We start from the raw sequence: 24,438 nt of genomic DNA, 5'->3' as shown, positions 1-24,438 counted from the left end.
TTTTTCCCATCAATAAACATTCAATAAAATTCAATCGTTATTAAACCACGATGCTATGGAACCAATGCGACATCTCCCAGTAAATCGGTACACCGATAAATATGTTAAACGGGAAAGTCACGCCGAGAGAGGCCCCTAAAGAAAGCGCGGGATCCGCATCGGGTACGGCAAGACGCATGGCTGCAGGCGCAGCGATGTAGGAACAGCTGGCATATAAGACTGCCAACAACATCGTACCACCCTCTGACAAACCAAACAACCAGCCCAGATAAGCGCCAAACGCTCCCATAAGCAACGGGAAAAGTATACCAAAGGAAATGATGAATACGCCTTTTGCTGCAACTGCTTTTAGCCGTGCCGCTGCCAGCAATCCCATTTCCAACAGGAAGAAGGCTAGCACACCCATAAATAAATCCATGAACATTTTATCTAGTGGAGATACAAGTTTCACTATTCCAGCGTAATAACCAATAATCACGCCAATTATCAATAGATAAAGGCTGGTACCGGTCAGAATTTCGTGCATCAACTTGCCCCATTGGGTTTTTTCGCCGCCAGCGCCTGCGCGTGCCAAGATCGTACCGGTTACCAATGCTGGTATTTCCATCAGCGCCATAATCAGCACCATATAACCTTCGGAGGGCTCATCCTTGGCAGCCAAAAAGGCGACGCCCACAGCGAAAGTTACCGCGCTCACCGAGCCATAGTGCGCGGAAATTGCGCCCGCATCAGCCTGAGTGAACTTACCTATGTACCTTAATATCGGGTAAGCCGTCAGTGGAATTATCGCCGCTAAAACAACCATAGACAGAGCTATGGGCAGCACTTCCATGATTTCATACTTCGCCATTGACACGCCACCTTTAAAACCAATAGCGATTAACAGAAAAATACTCAAGCTCTTATATAATGCTTCAGGTATTTTCAGGTCTGATTTTATCACCCCTGCCAAAACCCCAAATACGAAAAATAATACTACTGGTTGTATAGTAGTTGACATGCAAAAAACTCCCTATTCATTTGATGATATTTAATATTCTATTTTTAAAAGAAATTCGCCCCATACCACAGTCACTTCTTCAAAGCTTCGCAAATTCAGAACAAAACTAACCCGAACAAATTCTGTAGGCAGCAAAACACTATGATCCTAATTTCTATCTGAAACACTACGAAGCTCTAAGGTTGAAAACGTTAACACAGGAAATGTGAAGAATTCGTGAATAAAGCACGGTTCAACTAACTGTTAGAGTGCTCAGGAAAAACAATATGAAAAGTTGTGCCCTGCCCAGGCGTACTATTGACTTCAATCAGCCAACCATAGTGATCACAGATTCGCTTAACAATAGCAAGTCCGATCCCTAGCCCTTGTCCTTGTGTTGAGCCACGAAAAAAACGTTCATAAAGCAATGGCAGATAAGCCGGCTCTATCCCGATTCCGGAATCTGAAATAGACAATCGTTGATTATTAAATCCAACTCGAATATACCCTCTCTGAGTATATTGCACAGCGTTACGAGTCAGATTCATCAGTACCGTATGCAATGCTTGCCGATTGACCGTAAGCACCACATCAGGAGCAATTAGCACTTCAAAAGCAAGTTTCTTTCTGGAAATTTCGGCCATTAATGGATCTGCTGCATCATGAACACATTCCGCAACCGCCACTGTCTCTATGACGCCAAGCGCCTGTTCACGCGCAAGGAATAACAAGGCTTGTATCTGTTCACCCATGCGGGTAGCAGCGGCCTCAATCATTTTTATTCGTTGATAGGCCTTGATGGGTATGTCGGCCGCCGCAACCAGCAACTCACAGCTGGTCAATATGGTTGTAATGGGCGTTCTTAATTCGTGACTGATATTGGCGGTAAATTCCTGCTCACGTTGCAGCATGCGCTTAATACGATTCTGATAATCATCCAGCGCTCGTGCAAGTTGCGCAACTTCCTCATCCATTCCGGGTTGCGTCAATAATCCAACCTGAACATCTCCAGGGGCTAGTAAATTGACTCGCTCAGCCAGATCTGTCACTTGTTTTACCAATATTTTGGCAAGTAGGTACCCAACAACAAACGCAATAGCAACTACTACAACCCAGGATAATAAAATAAGTAATCTCAGTTTACTGAGTCGCTGTTGATGAAGTGCAATCCGATATGCTACAAGAAATTTCACTTCATTAATAACACGTACTAAAACATGAAAATCTTCAACGCCGTAGTAGATCCGATGATAGCCAGCATTTAATCCGCGCAAATAAGCAGGAATCTGCAGTTCATCGTCTATATCATGAATAACATAGGTTTTTAGATGGGAACCAACTTGAGAAATAAAATCAGAATGCTTCTGATAGCGGTGAACAAGATGATCCATTTCCATCTCAATCACTTGTTCAATATGATCTTCCTCAATGTTGTCAGAAGCAAAATAAAGAATAATGCACAGTGTACCAACAGTGAAAATGCTAAATGTCGCCAACGCTACAGCAACACGATAGCGCAGACTACGTTCTATCGGGAATCTGTGCACGAGATGTCAGACAGTAACCAAGACCATGGACCGTCTCAATTGGATCGTAACCGCCAGCCTTAGTTAAGGCGCGCCGTAAAATATGCATATGACTACGTAACGTATCACTCGTTTCCTGGACATCTTCCCACGCCTCCAGTTCAAGTTCTTCCCGGCTGAATACCCTGCCAGGTTCACTCATCATCAGTGCCAATAAACGTATGCACTTGGGCGGAAGTTTTACATTCTTATTTTCAAAAAGAATAGAAAGTGTTTTCGGGTCAAAAGACAGTTTATCAAACTCCAATTTGCGATTTGCGACCTTCCCGACATGTCTTTTATGCATCGCCAGCAGACGTGCTTCAACTTCTTTTAAGGCAAATGGCTTAACGAGATAATCATCCGCACCTTGTTCAAAACCAGCCAGCTTATCTTCCAGTGTATCGCGCGCTGTTAACATCAGAATCGGCGTATCAATCTGTGATTCCTGGCGTAATTTACGGCACAAAGTCATTCCATTCATTCCAGGCAAACCCAAATCAAGCAAAATTGCGTCAAATCGCTGTGTTACAGCAAGATGAAGTCCCGCAATACCGTTGACAGCAGCATCTGCTGTATGTCCTCGTGATTCAAGAAAATCATAAAGATTGGCAGCAATCGCCAAATCGTCCTCAATAATTAATATATGCATAAACTCACAATTACAAAATTACTTGCGATGATCATTCAAATCTGTTTACGCGCTCACCGAATGAAATTTACGGCTCAGTGTATGAACAGCCTCTACCAGTGCCGCCGCATTTTCAGGGGGGGTAAACTGCGAAATACCATGCCCCAGATTAAATACATGACCACTTCCATTGCCATAACTGGCAAGTATCTTTTCTACCTCTGCAGCGATTACTTCGGGTGATGCAAAAAGCACTGAAGGATCAAGATTACCTTGCAAAGCAACTTTATCGCCAACACGGCGGCGTGCGTCACCAATATCTATTGTCCAGTCTAACCCGACGGCATCACAGCCAATATCCGCAATGGCTTCCAGCCACAAACCGCCGCCTTTGGTGAAAACAATGCTTGGAATGTGCATTCCATCCTGCTCACGCTTTAATCCGGCAACAATCTGCTGAATATAACGCAGTGAAAACTCCTTATAAGCCGCATGTGAAAGCGCCCCACCCCAGGTATCAAAAATCATTACAGTCTGCGCACCGGATTCAATCTGTGCGTTCAGGTAAGCCGTCACAGCCTTCGCATTCACATCCAGTATGTGATGCAGCAATTCAGGGCGCTGATACAACATGGTTTTGATTTCACGAAACTCAGTACCGCCACGACCCTCTACCATATAACAGGCCAGTGTAAACGGACTGCCGGAAAAACCAATTAGGGGTACTCGGTTATCCAGCGCTTTACGGATTTCTGCAACGGCATCCATCACATAACGCAATTCTTGATCCGGATCCGGTACCTTCAATGCACGAATTTCTTTTTCTTCGCGTAAAGGACGCTCAAACATGGGTCCTTCGCCCTGTGAAAAATATAATCCCAATCCCATTGCATCCGGAATTGTCAGAATATCTGAGAACAATATTGCAGCGTCCAGCGGAAATCGCGCAAGCGGCTGCAATGTCACCTCAGTAGCAAAGCCCGGGTTCTTGCATAAAGAAAGGAAATCTCCGGCACGAGCGCGCGTTTCATTATATTCCGCCAGATACCTGCCTGCCTGGCGCATCAACCAAACCGGTGTATATTCAACAGGTTGCTTCATAAGTGCGCGCAAAAACGTATCATTCTTAAGTGTTGTCATTAAAAAGCCTATATCTTATTGTTCTTTTGAAAGGCTACTCTCAAGCAAGTATGTTAACCTTTTCCCAACTGGCAATATTACCAGTGAATAGCTATCACGTATATTGTCTATCCGGCATGAAAACTAATCTGCCTTGATAAAGAAGTATTCTTTCAATAAAAACTCTGTTCATAATTAATTTTCTGTAATAGAAAATAAGCGTTGATACTCTTTAATCGCATACCGGTCCGTCATCCCAGCAATATAGTCAGCGATCGCCTGGTGTCCTTCGTACTCAAATTTTTTCTGATATTTGATAGGCAACAGTCGTATCTCAGAACTGAAAGCTGCAAATAACTTTTCAATTGTATGACGTGCTCTGTTATTCATACGTACTACACGAAAATGCCGGTATAGGTTATCGAACAGAAATTTTTTCAATTCTTGCTGTTCCTTTTTGATCTGCTGGCTAAAGCCGATCAGGGGCGGCGCTGTATGCACCGCCGACAGCGTATCAATACCTGCATCTTTGATATTGCGGGTACTTTGCTGAATAAGATCGGTTACTAGTGTATTGATCATGCTGCGCACCGTTTCATAAACCATACGGCGTTCCGGCAGTAGCGGATATTTATCTTTCACTTGTATCAAATGACGCGAAAAAATAGATACTTCTTCCAATTGATTCAATGTAATTAAACCCGAACGTAACCCATCATCCACATCGTGATTATTGTAGGCAATTTCGTCGGCAAAATTGGCTAACTGTGCTTCCAGAGAAGGCCTTTTTTGCTGCAGAAAACGTTCTCCTAATGCACCAAGCTTTGCGATATTTTTTTTAGCCACATGCTTGAGTATTCCTTCCCGAGTCTCATAGCAAAGATTGAGACCATCAAAAGCAGCATATCGTTCTTCAAGAACATCCACAACCCGCAACGATTGGAGATTATGTTCAAAACCGCCATAATCCCGCATGCAATCATTCAATACATCCTGACCCGCATGCCCAAATGGGGTGTGTCCCAAATCATGGGCAAGTGAAACCGCTTCAACCAAATCTTCATTCAACTCCAGGTTTCTTGCAATCGAACGTCCTATCTGCGCAACCTCCAGACTGTGTGTCAGACGTGTACGAAACAAGTCCCCTTCATGATTGACAAAAACCTGCGTTTTATATTCCAGGCGGCGGAAAGCTGTAGAGTGTATGATTCGATCCCGGTCACGCTGAAACTCACTCCGTCCGGCAGGCGGTTCTTCAGGAATCATTCGTCCTCGTGAGTTATCAGAAGACACCGCATAAGCAATCCGCTTATTCATCACTCATACAAGCTAAAATCGTTTCGTTCAATAAGGCAGGTGGAATATCCGCCCGCATCACGGCTTCACCGATACGATTGAGAACAATAAAGCGTGTTCTGCCAGCATCCACTTTTTTGTCCAGCATCATCAATTGCAAATATCTTTCCGGCGGCATTTTGGGTGCGGCAACCGGTAATCCCGCCTGTAAAAAAATCTTACGGATACGGCTAACATCCGCTTCGCTGATGAGCTTCATGCGCCGGGATAGATCGGCTGCCAGCACGATTCCTGCCGCAACTGCTTCACCGTGCAACCAGACACCGTACCCCATCCCATTTTCTATGGCATGTCCAAACGTATGGCCCAGATTCAGCAAAGCCCGCACTCCTTCTTCCTTTTCATCCGCAGCGACTATTTCAGCTTTATTCTCACAGCTGCGTTGGATCGCTTCATTCAACGTCACCGGATCCCGTGCTAACAAGCGATGCATATTTCGCTCCAGCCAATCAAAGAAGGCTGGATCACGAATCAAGCCATACTTAATAATTTCAGCAAGACCCGCGCGCAACTCTCTATCCGGTAACGTATTCAGTGTTGCGCTATCCGCCAATACCATACGTGGCTGATAAAAGGCGCCGATCATGTTTTTACCTAAGGGATGGTTAATACCGGTCTTACCTCCTACCGAGGAATCAACCTGCGCCAGCAATGTCGTTGGAATCTGAATAAATGGCACGCCCCGTAAATAAGTCGCCGCGGCAAATCCGGTCAAATCACCGATCACACCGCCACCCAACGCCAAAATGGCAGTATTTCGCTCGCAGTGATTTTTCAGCAGCGCATCAAAAATTAAATTTAAGGTTTCCCAATTTTTATGCGCTTCGCCATCCGGCAGGATAATCGAAACAGAAATAACCCCCTGTTTCTCCAATGCTGTGCGCAATTTATCCAGATATAGCGGCGCAATCGTTGTGTTGCTGACGATAGCGACTCTTTTTTGCGGCAGGCAAGACACGATCAAGTCAATTTGCTGCAGGATTCCGTGACCGATATGTATCGGATAGCTGCGCTTTTCTGACGAAGGCGTAAAATCTACCGTGATAGTTTGCATGACATTTTTGTTATTATTTTGCATTATATTGTTGAAATCAATGGATATTAACTTATTAATGAGTTTTTGTAGTAAAAAACGCACACCTTGTTTCCCGCTATCGATGATGACATGCGCTGTTTCACGATACAGCGCATCCCGCTGTACATAGAGTTCATTCAATCTTGCGAACAAATTTTGTGTCTGAAGTAATGGCCGGTTTTTGTCATACCGGGTGCGCCGGTACAAATCATTAACCGACGCCCGGAGATAAATAACGATCCCGCCACGCCGCAGTATCTGCCGATTCTCCCGGCTCAGAACTGCGCCACCGCCGGTAGCCAATACGATATTATTCTTCTTAACCAGCTCAACCAGCACTTCAGATTCACGTTTACGGAAGCCAGCTTCACCTTCAATCTCAAATATCACCGGAATTTTTACACCGGTACGGTCCTGTATCTCATGGTCTGAGTCGATAAACTCCTTGCCTAGAGAATTGGCTAGTGCTTTACCGATGGTAGTTTTACCGGCACCCATCATTCCAACCAGGATTATGTTGGTATGCCCCAGTTTTTCCTGAACGGGTTGGAGTATTTTCGTTTTTCTTAAATTCATACCTGCGATTGTAGCAGCAGTAAGTACGCAGATACACTCACAGGTTAGTCATGCCTTGTCAGCTAATTCTGAATCTTTTTAACCGGCTTGAAGGATAGTGCGGGCTGTTTCGGAATATATTGTTTATTCCCAGGCTGTTTGGGACCCTGCTTACTCACAAACCAGGAAAAAAATAACGGCACAAATATTGTTGCAATCAAAGTTGCCATGATCATTCCGCCAAAGACGCCCGTTCCCATCGATTGCCTTGCCGCTGAGCCAGCACCGGTCGCGATCACCAAAGGAACAACTCCTAAAATAAACGCCATAGAAGTCATTACAATGGGCCGGAAACGCAATTGTGCTGACTGAATTGCTGCTTGTTTTATGGCAACACCTTCTTTCATTCTCTGGTTGGCGAATTCGACGAGCAAAATTGCATTTTTAGCCGTCAGCCCAATTAATGTCACCATTCCGATTTGAAAATAAATGTCATTCGGCATATCGCGCAACAAAATCGCCACCAACGCACCCACCATCGCGAAAGGAATCGCCATAATGACAGCCAATGGCAGTGCCCACGTTTCAAATTGCGCTGCCAGAATCAGGAAAACCATCACGACGGCTAGGCTAAACGCAAAAATTGCCGCCGAACCCATCTTTTTTTCCTGAAATGCAGCGCCGGTCCAGGCAATTTGATAACCTTCCGGCAATGTTCTGGCTGCAATACTTTCAACCAATGCAATCGCATCCCCGGAACTGACTCCGCTTGCACCGCTTCCCATAATTTTTGCCGACAATAGCCCGTTGAATCGCTCCAATTGCTCTGCACCCACGATATGCTTTACTGTGCTCAGTGCAGATAAAGGAATCATCGAACCGGATTCTGAACGCACATAAACCTTGCCCAAATCCTCCGCTTTCATGCGATAAGCAGCTTCAGCTTGCAGCTGCACACGATAGGTCCGTCCGGAACGATTAAAATCATTCACATAAAATGATCCCATAGTGCTTTGCAACGTTGCATAGATATCCGCAATGGACACTCCTTGCGCAATGGCTTTGGCTTCATCCACTTCAACAAAATATTGCGGCACCGATGTTCGCAAGAAAGTATTCACAGTCGCCAGTTTGGGTTCCTGTTTCAGGGTTTGTACCAGCTCATTCACCACACTGGCCAATTGCGCCGTCTCTGAATTTGTCCGGCTTTGAACAAATAGTTCAAAGCCGCCCGTACTACCCAAGCCACGTATCGCCGGTGGATTAAAGGCTATCGCCAAACCATCCGGTTGTTGCGCGCCGATCAGAAACAACTTTTTCACAATATCCGTAGCAGTTGTGGTGCGTTCTGACCAATCCTTTAAACGGATGAACATGGTCGAAACATTGGTTTTATTGCCACCGCCAATAAAATCCAATCCATTGACCGCGAACTGAAAAGCCACGGCAGATTCTTTTGCCATCTCGGCATTGATGGCATCCGCCGTTCTGACTGTTCTCGCCAGTGTTGCACCATCAGGCAAGATCACTGACGCTATAACATAACCTTGATCTTCCGGCGGAACAAAGCTTTCCGGAATATTTTTTACCAAATAAACCAGACCAGCAATCATCACCAGAAATATCAGCGCGCTTCTGGCCACATGGCGCAAACTCAAACCAACCATACCCACATAGAACTTCCGTGCACGCTCAAAATGCGCGTTAAACCAGGTAAAAAAAACAAATTGACGGTGTGCGGGCCGGAGTAATACTGCACACAACGTAGGCGTCAGCGTTAAAGCGACAATACCGGAAATAACTCCGGCGACAGCTACTGTCACGGCAAACTGCTGGTACAACTCCCCTGCGATACCGCCGAGAAAAGCAACCGGGATAAAAACCGCCACCAGAACCATGGTCATCGCCACCACGGCACTGGATACCTGCTGCATCGCTTTGATGGCGGCATCAACCGGCGACAACTTTTCCTGCGACATCAGCCGTTCGATATTTTCCAGCACGACAATCGCATCATCGACCACAATGCCGATCGAAAGCACCATCGCAAACAGCGTCAACGTATTGATCGAGTAGCCCAGTAACCATAATCCGGCAAATGTGCCGATCAAGGAAATCGGGATGGCAATGATCGGAATCAACGTGGCGCGCCAGCTCTGCAGAAACAAGTAAACTACCAGGACCACCAACAACATGGCTTCTCCCAGAGTTTTTACCACTTCCCAGATCGATTCTTTGACGAACACGCTAGTATCATAGGAAATAACGTATTCCATGCCTTCCGGAAAATATTGCTTCAGCTCAATCATCCTGGCCTTAACGGCTGCTGCAGTATCCAGCGCATTGGCGCCAGAACGCAGAAAAATACCAATCCCTAGTCCAGGCTCGCCGTTAAGCAAAGTACGCGTCGCATAGTCTTGCGCACCCAACTCAATTCGCGCCACATCTTTAAGATAGAGTACCCCGCGCGGCCCGCCTGAACGCAAGATAATATTCTCAAATTGTTCAGGTTCTAATAACCGCCCTTTCGCGGTCACGGTATAAACCAATTGTTGATCCGCCAAGGCCGGTTCCTGACCTATTTTCCCGATGGCTTGCTGCGCATTCTGCGCCCGGATGGCACTTGCAATGTCAGTGGTTGTAATACCCAACTGCGCCATCCGGTCAGGCCGCAACCAAATCCGCATGGAATAGTCCTGTGCGCCAAAAATCCGGGCTTCCCCCACACCACTGGCGCGTCTCATATCATCCAAGATATTGATCGTAATGAAATTACTCAAGAATAGCGGTGTATGCTTCGGATCTTTGGAAGTTATCGCAAAGACCAGTAACAGATCGTTGGAACGTTTCTGAACGGTAATGCCGGTGCGCCTCACTTCATCGGGCAAACGTGCCAAGGCGGTATTGACTTCATTGCTGACATTGAAAGTAGCCCGGTCAATATCGGTTCCAATTTCAAAAGTGATGGTAATCGTCAGACGGCCGCTTGAGTCTGCACTGGAATTAAAGTACAACAAGCCTTCAATTGCGCTGAGTTTCTCCTCGATCGGTGCAGCCACGGTTTTTATCATGGTCTCCGCACTTGCACCCGGAAATGTTGCCGTCACAATAACCGTTGGCGGTGTGATCCTAGGATACTGTTCGATTGGTAATTGCGTTGCCGCAGCCAATCCTGCTAGAACTATAATAATCGACAGAACCGAAGCAAAAATCGGTCGGGTAATAAAGAATCTGGCCATGTGCGCAGTTGCTATTTAATTAGTGGATCCAGCATTTGATTGAGCAGAAGGTAACGTATCCCGCAACTGAGGATCAACCGCTTTGCCGGGCGTTAATTTGATCATATTGTCTATAGCCACTCTATCCCCTGCATTCAATCCATCCAGAATGATCCAATCCTTTCCGATCCAATTACCTGCAACGACAGGGCGCTGCATCACTGCATTGTTCTCATTGATGACATAAACATATCGCCCCAGATCCGAAGTCAGCACCGCAACCTGCGGCACCACGTAAACAGCTCGGGATTCTCCCGCGGTAACCCGCACACGCACAAATTGACCGGGCAAAATGCGCTGATCGCTATTTTCAAAGGTTGCGCGCAATTGTTGTGTACCGAGTAACGGGTCGATTTTACTGGCGGCAAAATTGAGTTTACCTTCCTGCTGATACTCAGACCCATCGGGCAAAATCATGCTGACACTGCGTACATTTTTTTCATTTAAATGACCGCCGAATTGCGCCACTTCATTGTCTGAAAAACTAAATCGCACCCAGATTGGAGAGAGTTGGGTCAATGTTGTCAACAAACTGTTATTGGCGGACACCAGCGCACCCTCGGAGAAAAGAGCACGCCCCGTCACTCCATTCACCGGTGCTTTGACCGTGGTATAGGAAAGATTAAGTTCCGCCTGTTGAACACGCGCTTTTGCAGCTTGTAAGGCTGATTCCGCAATAGCCAGATCCGCTTGCGCCATATCATAGGCACGTTGACTGACAAAGTTCTCAGCCAGTAATTGCCGCTGGCGATTTTCCTCACTTTTTGCGCGCAAGACACGAACATTCTGTTCAAGTAACCCTGCCTTGGCTTCAGCCAAAGCATTCTGAAAGGGTTCCGGATCAATTAAAAATAAGGATTGTCCAGCCTCAACCGTCATACCCTCTGTATATAGCCGCTTATATAGAACTCCTCCGACTCGCGGCCGGATTTCAATTTCTTTGGCGCCTTCGGTTTGCGCAATCGTTTCCAGGCTAACCGGCATGCTGACCGGTTTTACAGCGATAAATGTAACCGGTATGGCTCGATTCATAGCTGCTGCCGGCTGGGTTGATTCGTTACCGCGGCATGCAATCAATAACAAACTCACTAATCCAAAACACAAAAAAATAACGCATTCTTTCTTTGCTGACTTAATGATTTGCGGACATTCAAGATGGCTCAAGATGGTAAAAAGAATTTTGTTCGTCACTCGTATAATTACTGCGTAAGATAAAAATTTAAAATCTAATCAACGATGGAAAAACCACAAAAGCGTAATAGGGTTCTGTATAATGGATAAAATAATAGCTTGACGGATAATGTAGAAGTATTACATATATGCAGATAAGATATTTCTCATAATTTTACCTACCTACAGATACACAATTAAATGTATTTTGTTCCTACCGATCTGTCATACCAGATAGATACAGGCTATTAAAACTGATACCGGTCATTAATAAACTGCATGATCCGATCAGCTCTATTTGTTTTTACTATTAGATAAATTTTTAAGGTGCGTTGATATGCCTATCCATATTTTTATTGCCCTATTAACCTTCTTCATGCTGATGTCAGCAACGATTGCTCAGGCCTCTCTGAAACTGCCTGAAACAGTAAAAGTTGATCCGGCAGCGTTAACCGCTGAACCGGCGTGCGATCCGAAGATTTCTCCTGCATGGCGGGAAGCCCAGGAAATTGAAGGGGTCAAAATTGAAGCATCACCGGGTTGCAGCCCGGATAACCCCGCTTGGATTGCCGCCGCGGTTAAAGGAACCAACCACATATCGATGGATACATTGATGAAAACGGGTCTTTCACCTGATGCCATCATTAAAACCGATGATTTGGATGGTGACGGTGATCCCGACCGGATTATCATCAAACTGGAAATCATGGAACTGAATGGCAAATCGCCCGATTTCCCAGGATTGGTCCCAACGTTTGATATCGCTCCTGGCATACAACCCGGTGCCTGGGTTTTTGCGCCGAAAACCAGCGGTATGTCGACAGAAAATTTTGAGAGCGTCAGAGCCAATCCTTTATTAAGACTTCCTTCACCGGTTATTCGCGTTGAAGTTGGAGATATTGTACAAATCGTTTTGGAAAATACGCATTATTTTCCGCACAGTATCCATTTACATGGTGTAGATCATCCATTCTCACATAAAGATCATGGCGGAAATGATGGTGTACCACAAACCAGTGAAAGGGAATTGATGCCCGGAGAACGGCGTATCTATGAATTTCAAGCACGCCAGCCGGGTACCATGTTTTATCACTGTCATGTGCAAACGCATACCCATTTAGCGATGGGGCTTGCCGGGATGATAGTTGTTGAAGAAAACAAACCGAATAATTGGCTGCAAACCTTAAATATTGGCGCGGGACATGTTCGCCATCCTTCCGTTGCCGTGCGCGAGCAATTCGATCAGGAATATGATCTGCACTATCACGCGATGGATAAGGAATTGAGTGACATTATTCAAAAATATAACGATCCGCGACTCATCGCACGCGATATGAATCAACGTTATGACATCACCGATTCAACCGAGGATTACTATACTTTGAACGGCTTATCTTTCCCCTACACGCTAAGGGAATCTCTGATCATTGTTGAGCCGGATCAGAAAATCAAACTACGCCTGCTGAACAGTGGCGGTGAACTGATCGCCGTCCATACACACGGTCACCATGCCACAATTACGCATTACGACGGTGTGGAGCATAACCCGGTTGCACAGATCATGCGTGATGTTTTTGATATGGTGCCAGCGCAGCGTCTTGACCTAAAATTAGAAACCATCGATGATGGCAAACACAGCTATGGCGAAGGCGATTGGCTGATTCATGACCACCGGGAAAAAGGAATTACCACGAACGGCATGGCGGAAGGCGGCAGCATGAGCTCCATTGTTTACAAATCCTATCTGAATGGAGATGGTTTACCCAAGGTAAGTCACTTTGGCATCGATTTAAACAAATATTTCACCAAAGAATATTACGAACGCAGGCTCCCGGTGTGGCAAGACCTTGATGCATGGGCAAGTCTGGGTTCGCCTGCCGGACAGATAGGTGTTGATGCTGCGACACAAACTTCGCTACTCAATGCGCTCTATGGATTGTTGGCAGGGCTTTTACTCTATTTAATTTTCGCTAAACGGGAACAAATCAAACAATGCGCTGTTGCAGCGGTTTCACGTCTAAAAAGCCCAAAAGGGAGTAACCAATAATGGCTAAGACTACAACAATTACTTTCTTACTTGCAGGTCTTCTTGCTTTCAGTGCGCATGCAATGGCACAGCAACAGATTAAACCCAGCGAACATGACCACCATGACCATAGCGGTCATGACGTGAGTCAGCAAAAAGCCACCACAACAGATCATAGTCATGATCATGATGCTATGGATCACAGCGGTCACGACATGGCTCCTGATCAAACGATTGATCACGGTGATCACGACCTAAGTGCTGAACACCCGATTGATCACAGCGATCATACTGGCAGTACGCAATCCGCGGAACATGGCGATGCGCACCATCATCATCACATGGATCATGATCACATTATGGATCACGAAGGCACGATGATCATGGGGCAAAACCTGGACAAACTGCCCAGCAGCTGTAAAAGCATTTCAGAAGAAGTTGAAATTACCGTGCGGGCCGGCAGAAAATATGCCGCAAACTTCCCCGGAACGGCTTTCGCGTTTGATCAGCAGCAATGGCATGTTAAACCTTGCTCAAAAGTAACCTGGCACTTTATTAACGAAGATAATATCCGCCATCAATTCATGATGCACGGTTTACCCAAGTATCTCTATAAATATGGCATGTTCCACCTCGAAGTCACCGGACCCAAAACCGTATCCGGCACGATTATCGTCCCGGGAACCGATGATACGTTTCTGGTTCACTGCGACATTTCCCATCACATGGAAAAAGGCATGAAAGCACAATTGGTGGTTGGTAAAGGCGGGGAAAATATACCCAGTATTCCTGGGGTAACACCATACAATATCAACGACACCTATGAAGCTGAGAATCTCCCTAAAATCTCGGACAAAGCGGAACAAAGCGCCATGGTCAGACAAATCACTGCGTTCACCAACAATAATTTCCAAAACTATGGAATGATGCTGATTGGGCTTCTTATTGGTTTGTTGTGTATCCCGCTATTTAAGAAAATTCCGTTTTGCAAAAAAAGTGATTAGCGTTTAATTATCGCTTAGCTTTTAATTCAGAGACCGGTCAAATGGATTCAATTTGAATTTGTTTGACCGGTTTTTATATGGCTGAAAATAAATCAGATTCTTAATCGCACCTATACTCCGCTGATATAAAGCAGTCATTTTAGAGAAGAATTGGGTGCAATTATTTTTCCGCGCGCGATGGCAGCCGTCTATGCTCTGTTTTAGGGTGTTGGGTTAACTGACAAGCGCGGCGGAAAACCAGCAATGCTCGCTGTGCATACCCCAGAACCGTATCCGGCGAATAACCCATTGTCCGACTTTGTTCGGTAAGTCCCGCTGGGCAACCGGTTAGCAATTCCAGGCCCTGTGTGACATGCTCCATGGTATAAATCGCAAACAAGCCTTTTTCAACGGCCTCCATAATTTTGTAATCTAGCACCAAGTGTTGCCGGTTATGATGCGGAATCAGCACACCTTGTTCACCGTTTAAACCCATTTTTTCACACAGCTTGAAATAACCTTCAATCTTGTCGTTAATGCCACCCACCGGCAGCACTTCACCGTATTGATTCAGCGCGCCGGTCACCGCAATACTTTGTTTCAGCGGCGCTTCCGCCAGCGATGACAGCAAAACGAAAAATTCAGCGCAGGAAGCGGAATCACCTTCGATGCTGGAGTATTCCTGCTCAAAAACTATCGACGCACTGAGTGCGAGCGGCGCAATATGCGTAAATAATCCGGTCAGGTAGTTTTGCAATATGAACATACCCTTATCGTGAATCGGTCCGGACATGTCCACTTCACGGGCAATATTCAGCACCCCGTCCTCCCCGGCAAAAGTGCGTGCAGTGACCCGCACCGGCGTACCAAAGCGATGGTCGCCCAAATCGATCTGCGTCAATGCGTTGAGTTGCCCTACTTCTGCACCATGTAATGCAATGGCGATTTCGCCCTCCATAATGGATTCCTGCAAGCGCAAATCCGGATAATTATGGCGGAGTGTGCGCGCTTGGAGCGCTGCGGAAATATCCGTAACTTCCACGACACGCCCGTGACGGGCACCGCATAAGGCAGCACTCTCCAGCACCAGCATTTCGGTGCGCGCAAAAATTGCGCTTTGGCGTTTTTGATCCTCCACTTCCCGGTGCGATTCTTCCAGTAACCGCGCGACTGCGGCGGCAGAAAAATGCGGTAACTTTGCCGCTTCGCAGGCGTGCGCGACAAAAACAGACGATGCCTGGTAGGTTTCCGCGCTGGCGATGAAGCTTCCGGCAAAATCCACTTTCACACGGAAGCGCCGCATGAACTCAGGATCAATTTCCTCCAATTCATAATATTCATCCCGCGATCCGATCAGAATGATTTTGACATTCACGTCCACTGCTTCCGGTTCGAGGAATACGGGCGTATTCGAGGTTAATGCGGAGCCGGGCTCTTCGATTTGTAACCGTTTACTTCGCAAGAATCGCCGCAGCTTTACCCATAGCTGGCCATCCGTCAGCAAATCATCCAGGTGCAGCATGAGAAATCCGCCATGCGCCTTTAATAAACTGCCGGCGCGAATACGCATGAAATTAGTTTTTAGTCTGCCTTCCTCAAACTGATAATCGATACTGCCAAACAATGCACACGCTGAGGGGTTATCTTCAATAATGACCGGCGCTCCATGCAGATCCGCATTATCCACGACGAGATTGATTTGGAAGCGCGAGAAAATCTGATTTAATTCTGCCTGCTGCTTCTCTTCGTCGACGTTATTTGCTTCAAACAGCACCAGATTATCGAGAATATCCGATTCTATTTGTTCAAAATAAGTCTTAAGCCGATCCAGTTGTAATGACTGTTGTAATTCATCCTGAATTTTCTTCAAGGTAAGATTCAATAAGGGTTGCACACTGCAGCGTTGCAATGCAGTCAACGCCACATCTTTTTCTTTCTCTACCCGTTTGAATTCCTCAAAATAGAGAATAATCGCTTCACGTAATTCCTGCTCCGCCTGCTCTATTTCAGCTCGGCGTGTCCTGGGTAACTTCAGTAAATTTTCTGCAGTCAGGATCTCGCCTTTTTCATCCAATAAAGTAAATACAATCCGCTCGTCTTCGCGGTGAATCGTGAAATGCAGTGATTCCGAAATCTTGTCCAGCTTGGCATACGCTTGCGTTGCTTCCGTTTTGAATTTTTTCTCAGTGCGATCACTTTTGAGCTTGAAATCCTGCCCACTCAAGCATTGCGCGATTTCCGCCGGCAGCGATTTAGCCAGTTGCAGTAGCGACTGACGCAACATCCGCCCCTGCCCGGCAGGCAAGTGCAAAGCCAGCGGCTTCTCAGGCGCGATAAAATTATACAGGTAGCACAAATCCGCTGGCGCTGGATGGTCAGCCGCCGCGTCTATCATCGCTTGATGCAACAACGAAGTGCGTCCCGATCCCGCTTCCCCCAGCACAAACAAATGATAATCCGGCTGCATGATGCCAAGACCAAAACGCGCAGCCGCTTCTGCCCGCTCCTGTCCGATCCAGGATAACGGCCGTTGCAGTAATTCCGAAGTATCCGAAAATCCCAGTGAATCCGGGTCGATGGTAATGCGTAATTGGGAAGAATCTAAAGATTGAGTCGACATGTTTGGGTTAGTAACCATAGAGCGAGAGTTTTCGCGAATTGCCGGTATTGTACCCATTAAGAGACTATTGCGTCATAAAGTAATCCACGAAGTCAGATCTGTTATGTTTGAGTCCGAATTCACTGCGAGCTCGCCAGAAGCAGGAATTTATTTGGTCACCGTATTTTGTGGATCACAATGAGTCTGATATTATCGGAATGATGGCAGTTCAATCGATCGATGATCATAAAAGATAAGGGAATATCTTGAAGCTTACCGCATTGATTCATTTTTTTGACGCAATCAATTGCGTCATTCCGGAAATCTAATTCTAGCTGGGCGTCGCAGTCCCAGCTCGCCGCAATCTCGGACGCCCCGAACTCCATCACGCTTCCGCGAACGCAATGCTCACTGACATCTTTGCCTATCGATACCTGAAGTACCCAATCTGGTCGGCCTACTCCGAGTCAGAGAGACGACTCTTGAATCAGACTGTCACCCTCGCGAAGGACGTCTTCCCCTACTACAACGCCGAGGGGAAGAAGATCGACGCCAATGAGGCGAAATGGAAGCTCATCCACGATCGCCTTGCACGCGAGCTAGGCATCAATGAATTGGCCCAGCGCTACTACTCGTACACGCAGAAGGGTCCCGCGGGGCAAGACTGGCCTGTGTCCGGCTTCTTCGGTTGGGATTACGCGTGCGAGCAGTTCGTGAACGCACAGCCTCCTCCCAATCTCGTCAGTCCCGATGCCTTCGTCAAGGAACGGCTCAGCTTTATCGAACTCGCCATGCGCATTCGCGAGGAAGAGGTCGCACAAGCGAACACGCGGTTCCCGAATACTCTACTCGAAGCTAAGTTGCACGACGGATCACCCACCAAAGGACTTCGCTTGCCCGGTAGTGCCATCGACGGAGTAAAGGCATGGAACGCCTCGCTAAATGAATCGCCCCGGGTTTTGAGGAGGCTCCAAATCTTGAGAGAATGGAGCGATGAACAAAACAAACAAATATTCCCCCGAAGTAAAAGAACGAGCAGTCCGCCTGGTGCAAGAGCATCGCAGTGAGTACCCTTCGCTGTGGGCGACGATAGAATCGATTGCGCCCAAGATCGGCTGCGCGCCGCCGACATTGCATGATTGGGTAAAGAAGCACGAGATCGACACAGGCCTACGAGATGGCATCACCAGTGAAGAGCGCGAACGCATCAAAGCACTGGAGCGTGAGGTCAAGGAATTACGTCGCGCCAATGAAATTCTGAAACTGGCCAGTGCTTTTTTCGCCCAGGCGGAGCTCGACCGCAAACTCAAATCCTGAGGTCGTTCATCGACCGGTATCGTGACACCCACGGGGTCGAGCCGATCTGCAAGGTATTGCAGGTCGCCCCGTCAGGGTATCGGCGTCACGCGGCCGAGCGGCGCAATCCGGCATTGCGTTGCACTCGTGCCCAACGCGATGAGGTTTTGATGCCAGAAATTCAGCGTGTGTGGCAGGCTAACCTGCAGGTGTATGGTGCCGACAAGGTATGGCGGCAACTTAAGCGCGAAGGAATGCAGGTAGCTCGCTGCACTGTTGAACGGCTCATGAAACGGTTGGGGCTGGAAGGTGTGCGGCGCGGCAAGGTTGTGCGAACCACGGTTCCGGACAAGGCGCTGCCGTGCCCGCTGGATCGCGTAAACCGGCAATTCAAGGCGGATCGCCCAAACCAGTTATGGGTGTCGGATTTCACCTATGTTTCCACCTGGCAGGGCTGGCTATATGTCGCGTTCGTCATCGACGTGTTTGCCCGGTGCATCGTGGGTTGGCGGGTCAGTTCCAGCATGCACACGGACTTCGTACTGGATGCGCTGGAGCAGGCTTTATACGCCCGGCAACCGGAGCTGGGTGCCTTGATTCACCACAGCGACCGGGGTTCCCAGTATGTCTCTATCCGTTATACGGAGCGGCTTGCCGAGGCTGGAATAGAACCGTCGGTTGGCAGTAAAGGAGATAGCTACGATAACGCACTAGCCGAAACGATCAACGGGCTTTACAAAGCTGAATTGATTCACAAGCAGGGGCCATGGAAAAACAGGGAATCCGTTGAATTGGCGACGTTGAACTGGGTGTTCTGGTTCAATCACCAGCGTTTGCTTGGACCCATCGGCTATATACCGCCGGCGGAAGCTGAGGCACAATACTACCGGCAGTTAGCCAACTTGGATTCTGCCAAAGTTACTTAAACCAAACAGCCTCCAGAGAACCCGGGGTGATTCAAAACGCCACATTTCAGGCCCAGGTTGAAGAATTGAACGAACGCTTCCGCCGCGCTGGCGCTCCCCTTACCTACCACAACGGCTTCATTCAGGTTTCTCTCGATCAGACGATCGAACAGCACATCGCGACACCTTTCTGGCAACTCGTCGCTGATCCAATGTGGAAGAACGTCGACATCGACATGAAGGAAGCTCTTGATCGGCGTGACTCCAACGACAAGGATCCAGCCCTCTTCGCCGCGAAGGCACTAGAGAGTGCTAACAAAGTTGTGTCGGACGCAAAGGGGTGGACGAGGGGCAACGAGAGCGGTGCGGCTGCGTATATTAACAATCTGGTGAGCAAGAACAACGGCTGCCTTATAGCTGTATGGGAAGGCGACATGCTCAAAGAGTACTTCCGGAAGGTGCGAAACTCCCTCGGACACGGTCCAGGGTCCGAGCCAATGCCCACTCTGACGCCCGCCCAAACAGATTGGGCAATCGAAACCGCAATGTCTTGGGTTCGTACGCTCATTCGCAGAATGTACAAGCAACGCCTAACTCAAACGTTGAGGTTTCTTAAGAAACTCCATGAAATTTGAATTGTAAGAGCTTGAGGAATACTCTGGCAATGGGCTTCCGCCGAAATTACGTCGCATTGCTGAGTCGATGAACGGCCAACACTTCACTAAGGACTCAAAACCATGACCTACGAACTGCTAAAACTCGCGCACATCATCGGCGTCGTCTTGATTGGCAGCGGTTTGATCGGTGTTTGGTTGAGTGATTTACGATCCCGGCAGTCGCGTGAACTGGTGCGTTTTTCCGAGTCCGTGTGCAACATTGCGGTGTTTTATGACGGCGTCGTTGTCCCGGGTGCAATTGTTCTTCTCATCTCCGGCACCTGGTTGATTGTTGAATTCTTTGGTGGCTGGAATTTTATTTCCATACCCTGGCTTGCGGGCATGGTCTTTCTGTTTGTTTTTGAGTTCATCGAGGGCAATACCGTTACCAGGATCTACTTCATGCGCTTGCGGCGTTTGACCCAAGAAGCTTTACAGGTTGGCGAATTTACACCCGAATTGGAAAAAGCACGCGCCGAGAATGTACCGGCATTCACGCATTTTCTCGATTTACCCATGCTATTGCTGATCATCACGTTGGGCGCGCTCAAACCCGATACTTGGGAAGTGTTTGTTGCGGGTTCATTGGTCGCCATAGCGCTTGCCGTTGCCCTGACGCTATTTATTCCGCGTCTTTATCCCTGGACAGCAAAATAATAAGCCGTTGTCCCGCTGCAACCGCACACCCACGCAATCGAGTCATCCTTCGCCTGACTCGGGCCATTAGGGTATTTTAAGAGAACTGCCATTTCAAGCACCGCGAGAAATATTTACTCTCGATCCGCAAAGATTCCTCACTGCGTTCGGCATGACAAATGAAGCTTCTGAATAAATTACAGCAAAAGAATTGACATAATTCTTTATTTCCAATATTATGGAAACATGGAAATGGGCATTGCAGTTAAAGCGCTTGCCGCCCTAGCACAGGAAACCCGCCTCACGATTTTCCGGGTTCTGGTTCAGGCCGGCGAAACGGGACTTCCGGCGGGTCAGCTTGCCAAGGAATTGAACATTCCCAATGCAACGCTATCTTTTCACCTGAAAGAATTGACGCATGCGGAGCTGGTCATTGCCCGGCAGGAAAGCCGCTTTATTTATTACTCGGCGAATTTTGCGACCATGAATGCGTTATTGGGTTATCTCACCGAGAATTGCTGCATCGGGATTCCGTGTAGTTCCGCTGAAGTTTGCTGTGATGAAAACAACAGCTGAATAGTTGACTAAAAAATAGCAGGATGAAAAACTTTCATGCTCCTATCGCAGCCGATAATCTGCAGGCAAACATCCGTTTCTATTCTGTGTTAACTGGATCCTATCGAAACTTTATTACTCAACCATTGGAGAATCAAAATGACAACTATCCATGTATTTGACCCTGCTTCATGCTGTAGCTCAGGCGTTTGCGGTTCCGACGTAGACCAGGAATTGGTCGGTTTCTCCGCAGATGTCGATTGGGTCAAACAGCACGATGTTGCAATCGAGCGCTTTAATCTGGCACAGCAACCCATGGCTTTTGCAGACAATTCTACGGTGAAAGGATTTTTGGAGCGCTCCGGTGCTGAAGCGCTGCCATTAATACTGGTAGACGGAGAAGTGGCATTGGCAGGCCGCTACCCGCAGCGTAGCGAACTCGCGCGCTGGGCGGGAATTCCTCTTGAGGAAGAAGTCGAAGAATCGAGTTGCTGCGGCGGCTGTTGCTAACACAAACCCGCCTCATGACCAAACCCAAATTTCTCAATCAGCCGCCGCGTTTTCTGTTTTTTACCGGTAAAGGCGGGGTCGGCAAAACGTCACTGGCTTGCGCCACGGCGATAACGCTGGCCGATGCCGGTCAACGGGTATTATTGGTCAGCACTGATCCGGCTTCTAACGTTGGCCAAGTGTTCGGTATCACGATTGGGAATCAGGTTACGGCAATTACCGCAGTACCCCGTTTAGCCGCTTTGGAAATAGACCCGCAAGCGGCTGCCCAAGCTTACCGTGACCGCATTGTCGGTCCGGTGCGCGGTGTGTTGCCGGATACGGTAGTCAAAGGTATCGAAGAGCAATTATCCGGTGCTTGCACGACCGAAATTGCCGCCTTCGATGAATTTACCGCGCTATTGACCGATTCGGCGCTGACTGCGGACTACGATCATATTATCTTCGACACCGCGCCGACCGGCCACACCATTCGGTTGCTGCAATTACCCGGCGCGTGGAGTGATTTTCTTGCGGAAGGCAAAGGCGATGCGTCATGTCTTGGCCCGTTGGCTGGTCTGGAAAAACAGCGCACCCAATACAAAGCAGCGGTAGACGCTCTCGCTGACTCGAAGCGCAGCCGATTAATATTGGTGGCTCGTGCGCAACAAGCCACGTTACGCGAGGTAGCGCGGACGCATGAAGAATTAACGGTTATCGGATTGACGAAACAATTTCTGGTCATCAATGGCTTATTGCCGCAAGCCGAAACGTCACGAGATCCTTTAGCTGCTGCAATCTTCCAGCGCGAACAAGATGCTCTGGCGGCCATGCCGGAAGTTCTCAACCACTTGCCTTGCGACCGCATTGCGCTTAAATCATTCAACCTGGTCGGATTGACCGCGTTACGGAAATTACTGATTGATGCTCCGCCTGACGAAGGTGGCAAAGAATTTATTCATACTGCAATCCCATTTCCCAGCTTATCCAGTTTGATTGATGAGATTGCCGAGGACGGATGCGGTTTAATCATGTTGATGGGCAAAGGCGGTGTCGGCAAAACCACACTGGCTGCGGCTATTGCCGTGAATCTGGCGCATCGTGGCTTGCCAGTGCACTTGACCACATCAGACCCGGCAGCGCATTTAAGCGAAACGCTCAGCGGGGCGATGGAGAATTTACTGGTTGACCGGATTGATCCGCATGTAGAAACCGAGCGTTACCGTCAGCATGTCCTGGAAACCAAGGGCGCACATCTGGATGCCAAAGGCAGGGCTTTGTTGGAAGAAGACTTACGCTCGCCTTGCACCGAAGAAATTGCCGTATTTCAGGCATTCTCACGAATAATCCGCGAAGCGGGTAAGAAATTTGTCGTGATGGACACTGCACCGACCGGCCACACGTTACTATTATTGGATGCTACCGGTGCTTATCATCGCGAAGTCATCAAACAAATGGACAGTTCCATCGTGCACTACGCAACACCGATGATGCAACTGCAAAACCCTAAGCAAACCAAAATATTGCTTGTTACATTGGCGGAAACGACGCCCGTGCTGGAGGCCGCCAGCCTGCAAGCCGATTTGCGTCGCGCTGGTATTGAGCCGTGGGCGTGGATCATCAATAACAGCGTTGCTGCAACGACGGTCCACTCACCCTTATTGTGTCAGCGCGCTAGCAACGAGCTAGCAGAAATCGAAACAGTTTCGTCTATTCACGCACAACGCTATGCCGTCGTACCATTGCTTAAAGAAGAGCCGGTCGGCGTCATAAGATTATTGGAGTTAGCAGGCCGTTAGGCAAAAATAGCGTTAAGCATTAGTTCTCCCGGTCAACATCTATGCTTTCTTGCTTCAGGTATGCAAAAATACATTTTCCTGCTTCAATAGCCGGAATGGATATTTACCAGTGACTTTTGGCATAAAACCATTCTGTTATCAACAATAAATATTTATCGCTATACTGTAATACTCATTCTGCATCTGGAGATAAAATGAATCTTGATCGTGTTGGTTCGGGAACAGATATTCCAAATGACTTTAATGTCATTATTGAAATTCCGATGAATGCTGATCCCATAAAATATGAAGTCGATAAAGAAACAGGCGCAATGTTTGTTGATCGATTCATGTCAACGTGCATGCATTACCCATGCAACTATGGCTATATCCCGCACACGCTATCCGATGACGGTGATCCAGTTGATGTGCTGGTTATTTCACCAGTCGCGTTAATCACTGGCGTTGTAGTACGTTGCCGTCCGCTCGGTATGCTAAGAATGTCCGATGAAGCCGGAGAAGATGCAAAATTGTTAGCCGTCCCCATCAACAAATTATGTAATCTTTATGAAGATATCCAATCCTGCGAAGATTTACCGCAGCTTGTTTTATCTCAAATTGCGCATTTTTTCGCACACTACAAAGATTTAGAAGAAGGAAAATGGGTAAAAATTCAGGGTTGGGATGGGGTTGAGTTGGCAAAATCTGAAATCATGGCTGGGATACAACGTTTTCAATCAACAACAAACAAACCAATGTTCTAAACCTAACGACTGTTGTAGATTGC

19 protein-coding genes, 1 pseudogene and 1 other annotated feature are annotated in these 24,438 nt (G+C 47.6%); of the genes and pseudogenes, 10 read left to right on the top strand and 10 right to left on the bottom strand.

The window, feature by feature from the left end; genetic code table 11:
• Positions 1 to 40 precede the first annotated feature (40 nt).
• The 9 genes and pseudogenes from NIT79A3_RS05685 to NIT79A3_RS05650 form a co-directional block, all read right to left on the bottom strand.
• Entirely contained in the window at positions 41 to 1,000 is a 960-nt protein-coding gene (locus NIT79A3_RS05685) for a sodium-dependent bicarbonate transport family permease (protein WP_013965284.1), read from the bottom strand.
• A gap of 236 nt (positions 1,001 to 1,236) precedes the next feature.
• On the bottom strand, positions 1,237 to 2,526 hold the full coding sequence (locus tag NIT79A3_RS05680) for a HAMP domain-containing sensor histidine kinase (RefSeq protein ID WP_013965283.1): 1,290 nt from the start codon (positions 2,524 to 2,526) through the stop codon (positions 1,237 to 1,239).
• Positions 2,501 to 3,196 (bottom strand): response regulator transcription factor, encoded by a 696-nt coding sequence (locus tag NIT79A3_RS05675; protein ID WP_013965282.1) that lies wholly within the window; start codon positions 3,194 to 3,196, stop codon positions 2,501 to 2,503. The genes NIT79A3_RS05680 and NIT79A3_RS05675 overlap by 26 nt, the downstream gene beginning before the upstream one ends.
• Before the next feature lie 45 nt (positions 3,197 to 3,241).
• Positions 3,242 to 4,315 (bottom strand): uroporphyrinogen decarboxylase, encoded by a 1,074-nt coding sequence (hemE, locus tag NIT79A3_RS05670; protein ID WP_013965281.1) that lies wholly within the window; start codon positions 4,313 to 4,315, stop codon positions 3,242 to 3,244.
• Positions 4,316 to 4,489: 174 nt separating this feature from the next.
• A complete protein-coding gene (locus tag NIT79A3_RS05665) occupies positions 4,490 to 5,611 on the bottom strand; it encodes a deoxyguanosinetriphosphate triphosphohydrolase (protein WP_013965280.1) in 1,122 nt (373 codons plus the stop codon).
• Entirely contained in the window at positions 5,604 to 6,704 is a 1,101-nt protein-coding gene (gene aroB / locus NIT79A3_RS19360; RefSeq protein ID WP_348225760.1) for a 3-dehydroquinate synthase, read from the bottom strand. Before aroB ends, NIT79A3_RS05665 begins: the two co-directional genes overlap by 8 nt.
• A gap of 48 nt (positions 6,705 to 6,752) precedes the next feature.
• Positions 6,753 to 7,332, bottom strand: a pseudogene (locus NIT79A3_RS19355) (shikimate kinase); the annotation flags it as partial.
• A 31-nt stretch (positions 7,333 to 7,363) separates the two neighbouring features.
• Positions 7,364 to 10,519 (bottom strand): multidrug efflux RND transporter permease subunit, encoded by a 3,156-nt coding sequence (locus NIT79A3_RS05655; RefSeq protein WP_013965278.1) that lies wholly within the window; start codon positions 10,517 to 10,519, stop codon positions 7,364 to 7,366.
• Positions 10,520 to 10,534: 15 nt separating this feature from the next.
• Entirely contained in the window at positions 10,535 to 11,590 is a 1,056-nt protein-coding gene (locus NIT79A3_RS05650; RefSeq protein ID WP_156797024.1) for an efflux RND transporter periplasmic adaptor subunit, read from the bottom strand.
• Between the two features lie 475 nt (positions 11,591 to 12,065).
• On the opposite strand from NIT79A3_RS05650, the gene NIT79A3_RS05645 reads away from it, so the two are divergent.
• Together NIT79A3_RS05645 and NIT79A3_RS05640 are read left to right on the top strand one after the other, a co-directional pair.
• A complete protein-coding gene (locus NIT79A3_RS05645; RefSeq protein WP_013965276.1) occupies positions 12,066 to 13,775 on the top strand; it encodes a multicopper oxidase domain-containing protein in 1,710 nt (569 codons plus the stop codon).
• Positions 13,775 to 14,758, top strand: a complete 984-nt coding sequence (locus NIT79A3_RS05640; protein WP_013965275.1) for a multicopper oxidase — start codon at positions 13,775 to 13,777, stop codon at positions 14,756 to 14,758. Before NIT79A3_RS05645 ends, NIT79A3_RS05640 begins: the two co-directional genes overlap by 1 nt.
• Positions 14,759 to 14,918: 160 nt before the next feature.
• Here the strand turns inward: NIT79A3_RS05640 and NIT79A3_RS05635 are convergent, their stop codons facing one another.
• Positions 14,919 to 17,357 carry an ATP-binding protein gene (locus NIT79A3_RS05635; protein WP_041360609.1) on the bottom strand — a complete coding sequence of 813 codons (2,439 nt, stop codon included), beginning with the start codon at positions 17,355 to 17,357 and terminating at the stop codon, positions 14,919 to 14,921.
• Between the two features lie 383 nt (positions 17,358 to 17,740).
• On the opposite strand from NIT79A3_RS05635, the gene NIT79A3_RS05625 reads away from it, so the two are divergent.
• The 8 genes from NIT79A3_RS05625 (at position 17,741) to ppa (ending at position 24,415) form a co-directional block, all read left to right on the top strand.
• Positions 17,741 to 18,403, top strand: a complete 663-nt coding sequence (locus NIT79A3_RS05625) for a hypothetical protein (RefSeq protein WP_049785338.1) — start codon at positions 17,741 to 17,743, stop codon at positions 18,401 to 18,403.
• Positions 18,330 to 19,558, top strand: a protein-coding gene (locus NIT79A3_RS05615) for an IS3 family transposase (protein ID WP_156796972.1) whose coding sequence is annotated in 2 segments (ribosomal slippage) — positions 18,330 to 18,618 and positions 18,618 to 19,558 — 1,230 coding nt in all. Because the reading frame shifts where the segments join, the coding sequence is not laid out codon by codon here. Before NIT79A3_RS05625 ends, NIT79A3_RS05615 begins: the two co-directional genes overlap by 74 nt.
• Positions 18,608 to 18,724, top strand: a sequence feature (AL1L pseudoknot). Its footprint overlaps the gene before it by 117 nt.
• 26 nt (positions 19,559 to 19,584) lie before the next feature.
• Complete coding sequence (locus NIT79A3_RS05610) at positions 19,585 to 20,172, top strand: hypothetical protein (RefSeq protein WP_198009394.1); 588 nt, start codon at positions 19,585 to 19,587, stop codon at positions 20,170 to 20,172.
• Positions 20,173 to 20,274: 102 nt separating this feature from the next.
• Positions 20,275 to 20,850, top strand: coding sequence for a DUF2269 family protein (locus tag NIT79A3_RS05605; protein WP_013965273.1), 576 nt, complete (start codon positions 20,275 to 20,277; stop codon positions 20,848 to 20,850).
• Between the two features lie 225 nt (positions 20,851 to 21,075).
• Positions 21,076 to 21,405: a metalloregulator ArsR/SmtB family transcription factor gene (locus tag NIT79A3_RS05600; protein WP_041360175.1), complete on the top strand. Its 330-nt coding sequence runs from the start codon at positions 21,076 to 21,078 to the stop codon at positions 21,403 to 21,405.
• A 138-nt stretch (positions 21,406 to 21,543) separates the two neighbouring features.
• Complete coding sequence (gene arsD, locus NIT79A3_RS05595; protein WP_013965271.1) at positions 21,544 to 21,894, top strand: arsenite efflux transporter metallochaperone ArsD; 351 nt, start codon at positions 21,544 to 21,546, stop codon at positions 21,892 to 21,894.
• A 14-nt stretch (positions 21,895 to 21,908) separates the two neighbouring features.
• Entirely contained in the window at positions 21,909 to 23,672 is a 1,764-nt protein-coding gene (gene arsA / locus NIT79A3_RS05590; protein WP_013965270.1) for an arsenical pump-driving ATPase, read from the top strand.
• A 194-nt stretch (positions 23,673 to 23,866) separates the two neighbouring features.
• The gene (ppa, locus tag NIT79A3_RS05585) at positions 23,867 to 24,415 is read left to right on the top strand and encodes an inorganic diphosphatase (RefSeq protein WP_013965269.1); all 549 of its coding nucleotides are present in this window, start codon (positions 23,867 to 23,869) and stop codon (positions 24,413 to 24,415) included.
• The last annotated feature ends 23 nt before the right edge of the window (positions 24,416 to 24,438 follow it).

Source organism: Nitrosomonas sp. Is79A3 (assembly GCF_000219585.1).
Taxonomy (GTDB): domain Bacteria; phylum Pseudomonadota; class Gammaproteobacteria; order Burkholderiales; family Nitrosomonadaceae; genus Nitrosomonas.
The sequence above is the reverse complement of the archived record's forward strand: the minus strand, read 5'-3'. Positions and strand labels throughout refer to the sequence as shown.

Bases quoted from the DNA above. Each gene is read 5' to 3' on its own strand.
- NIT79A3_RS05625 (WP_049785338.1), top strand. From the start codon at position 17,741: ATGCTCACTGACATCTTTGCCTATCGATACCTGAAGTACCCAATCTGG.
- NIT79A3_RS05640 (WP_013965275.1), top strand. From the start codon at position 13,775: ATGGCTAAGACTACAACAATTACTTTCTTACTTGCAGGTCTTCTTGCT.
- arsD (WP_013965271.1), top strand. From the start codon at position 21,544: ATGACAACTATCCATGTATTTGACCCTGCTTCATGCTGTAGCTCAGGC.
- hemE (WP_013965281.1), bottom strand. From the start codon at position 4,315: ATGACAACACTTAAGAATGATACGTTTTTGCGCGCACTTATGAAGCAA.
- ppa (WP_013965269.1), top strand. From the start codon at position 23,867: ATGAATCTTGATCGTGTTGGTTCGGGAACAGATATTCCAAATGACTTT.
- NIT79A3_RS05600 (WP_041360175.1), top strand. From the start codon at position 21,076: ATGGAAATGGGCATTGCAGTTAAAGCGCTTGCCGCCCTAGCACAGGAA.
- aroB (WP_348225760.1), bottom strand. From the start codon at position 6,704: ATGCAAACTATCACGGTAGATTTTACGCCTTCGTCAGAAAAGCGCAGC.
- NIT79A3_RS05685 (WP_013965284.1), bottom strand. From the start codon at position 1,000: ATGTCAACTACTATACAACCAGTAGTATTATTTTTCGTATTTGGGGTT.
- NIT79A3_RS05675 (WP_013965282.1), bottom strand. From the start codon at position 3,196: ATGCATATATTAATTATTGAGGACGATTTGGCGATTGCTGCCAATCTT.
- arsA (WP_013965270.1), top strand. From the start codon at position 21,909: ATGACCAAACCCAAATTTCTCAATCAGCCGCCGCGTTTTCTGTTTTTT.
- NIT79A3_RS05605 (WP_013965273.1), top strand. From the start codon at position 20,275: ATGACCTACGAACTGCTAAAACTCGCGCACATCATCGGCGTCGTCTTG.
- NIT79A3_RS05650 (WP_156797024.1), bottom strand. From the start codon at position 11,590: ATGAATCGAGCCATACCGGTTACATTTATCGCTGTAAAACCGGTCAGC.
- NIT79A3_RS05635 (WP_041360609.1), bottom strand. From the start codon at position 17,357: ATGTCGACTCAATCTTTAGATTCTTCCCAATTACGCATTACCATCGAC.
- NIT79A3_RS05645 (WP_013965276.1), top strand. From the start codon at position 12,066: ATGCCTATCCATATTTTTATTGCCCTATTAACCTTCTTCATGCTGATG.
- NIT79A3_RS05655 (WP_013965278.1), bottom strand. From the start codon at position 10,519: ATGGCCAGATTCTTTATTACCCGACCGATTTTTGCTTCGGTTCTGTCG.
- NIT79A3_RS05665 (WP_013965280.1), bottom strand. From the start codon at position 5,611: ATGAATAAGCGGATTGCTTATGCGGTGTCTTCTGATAACTCACGAGGA.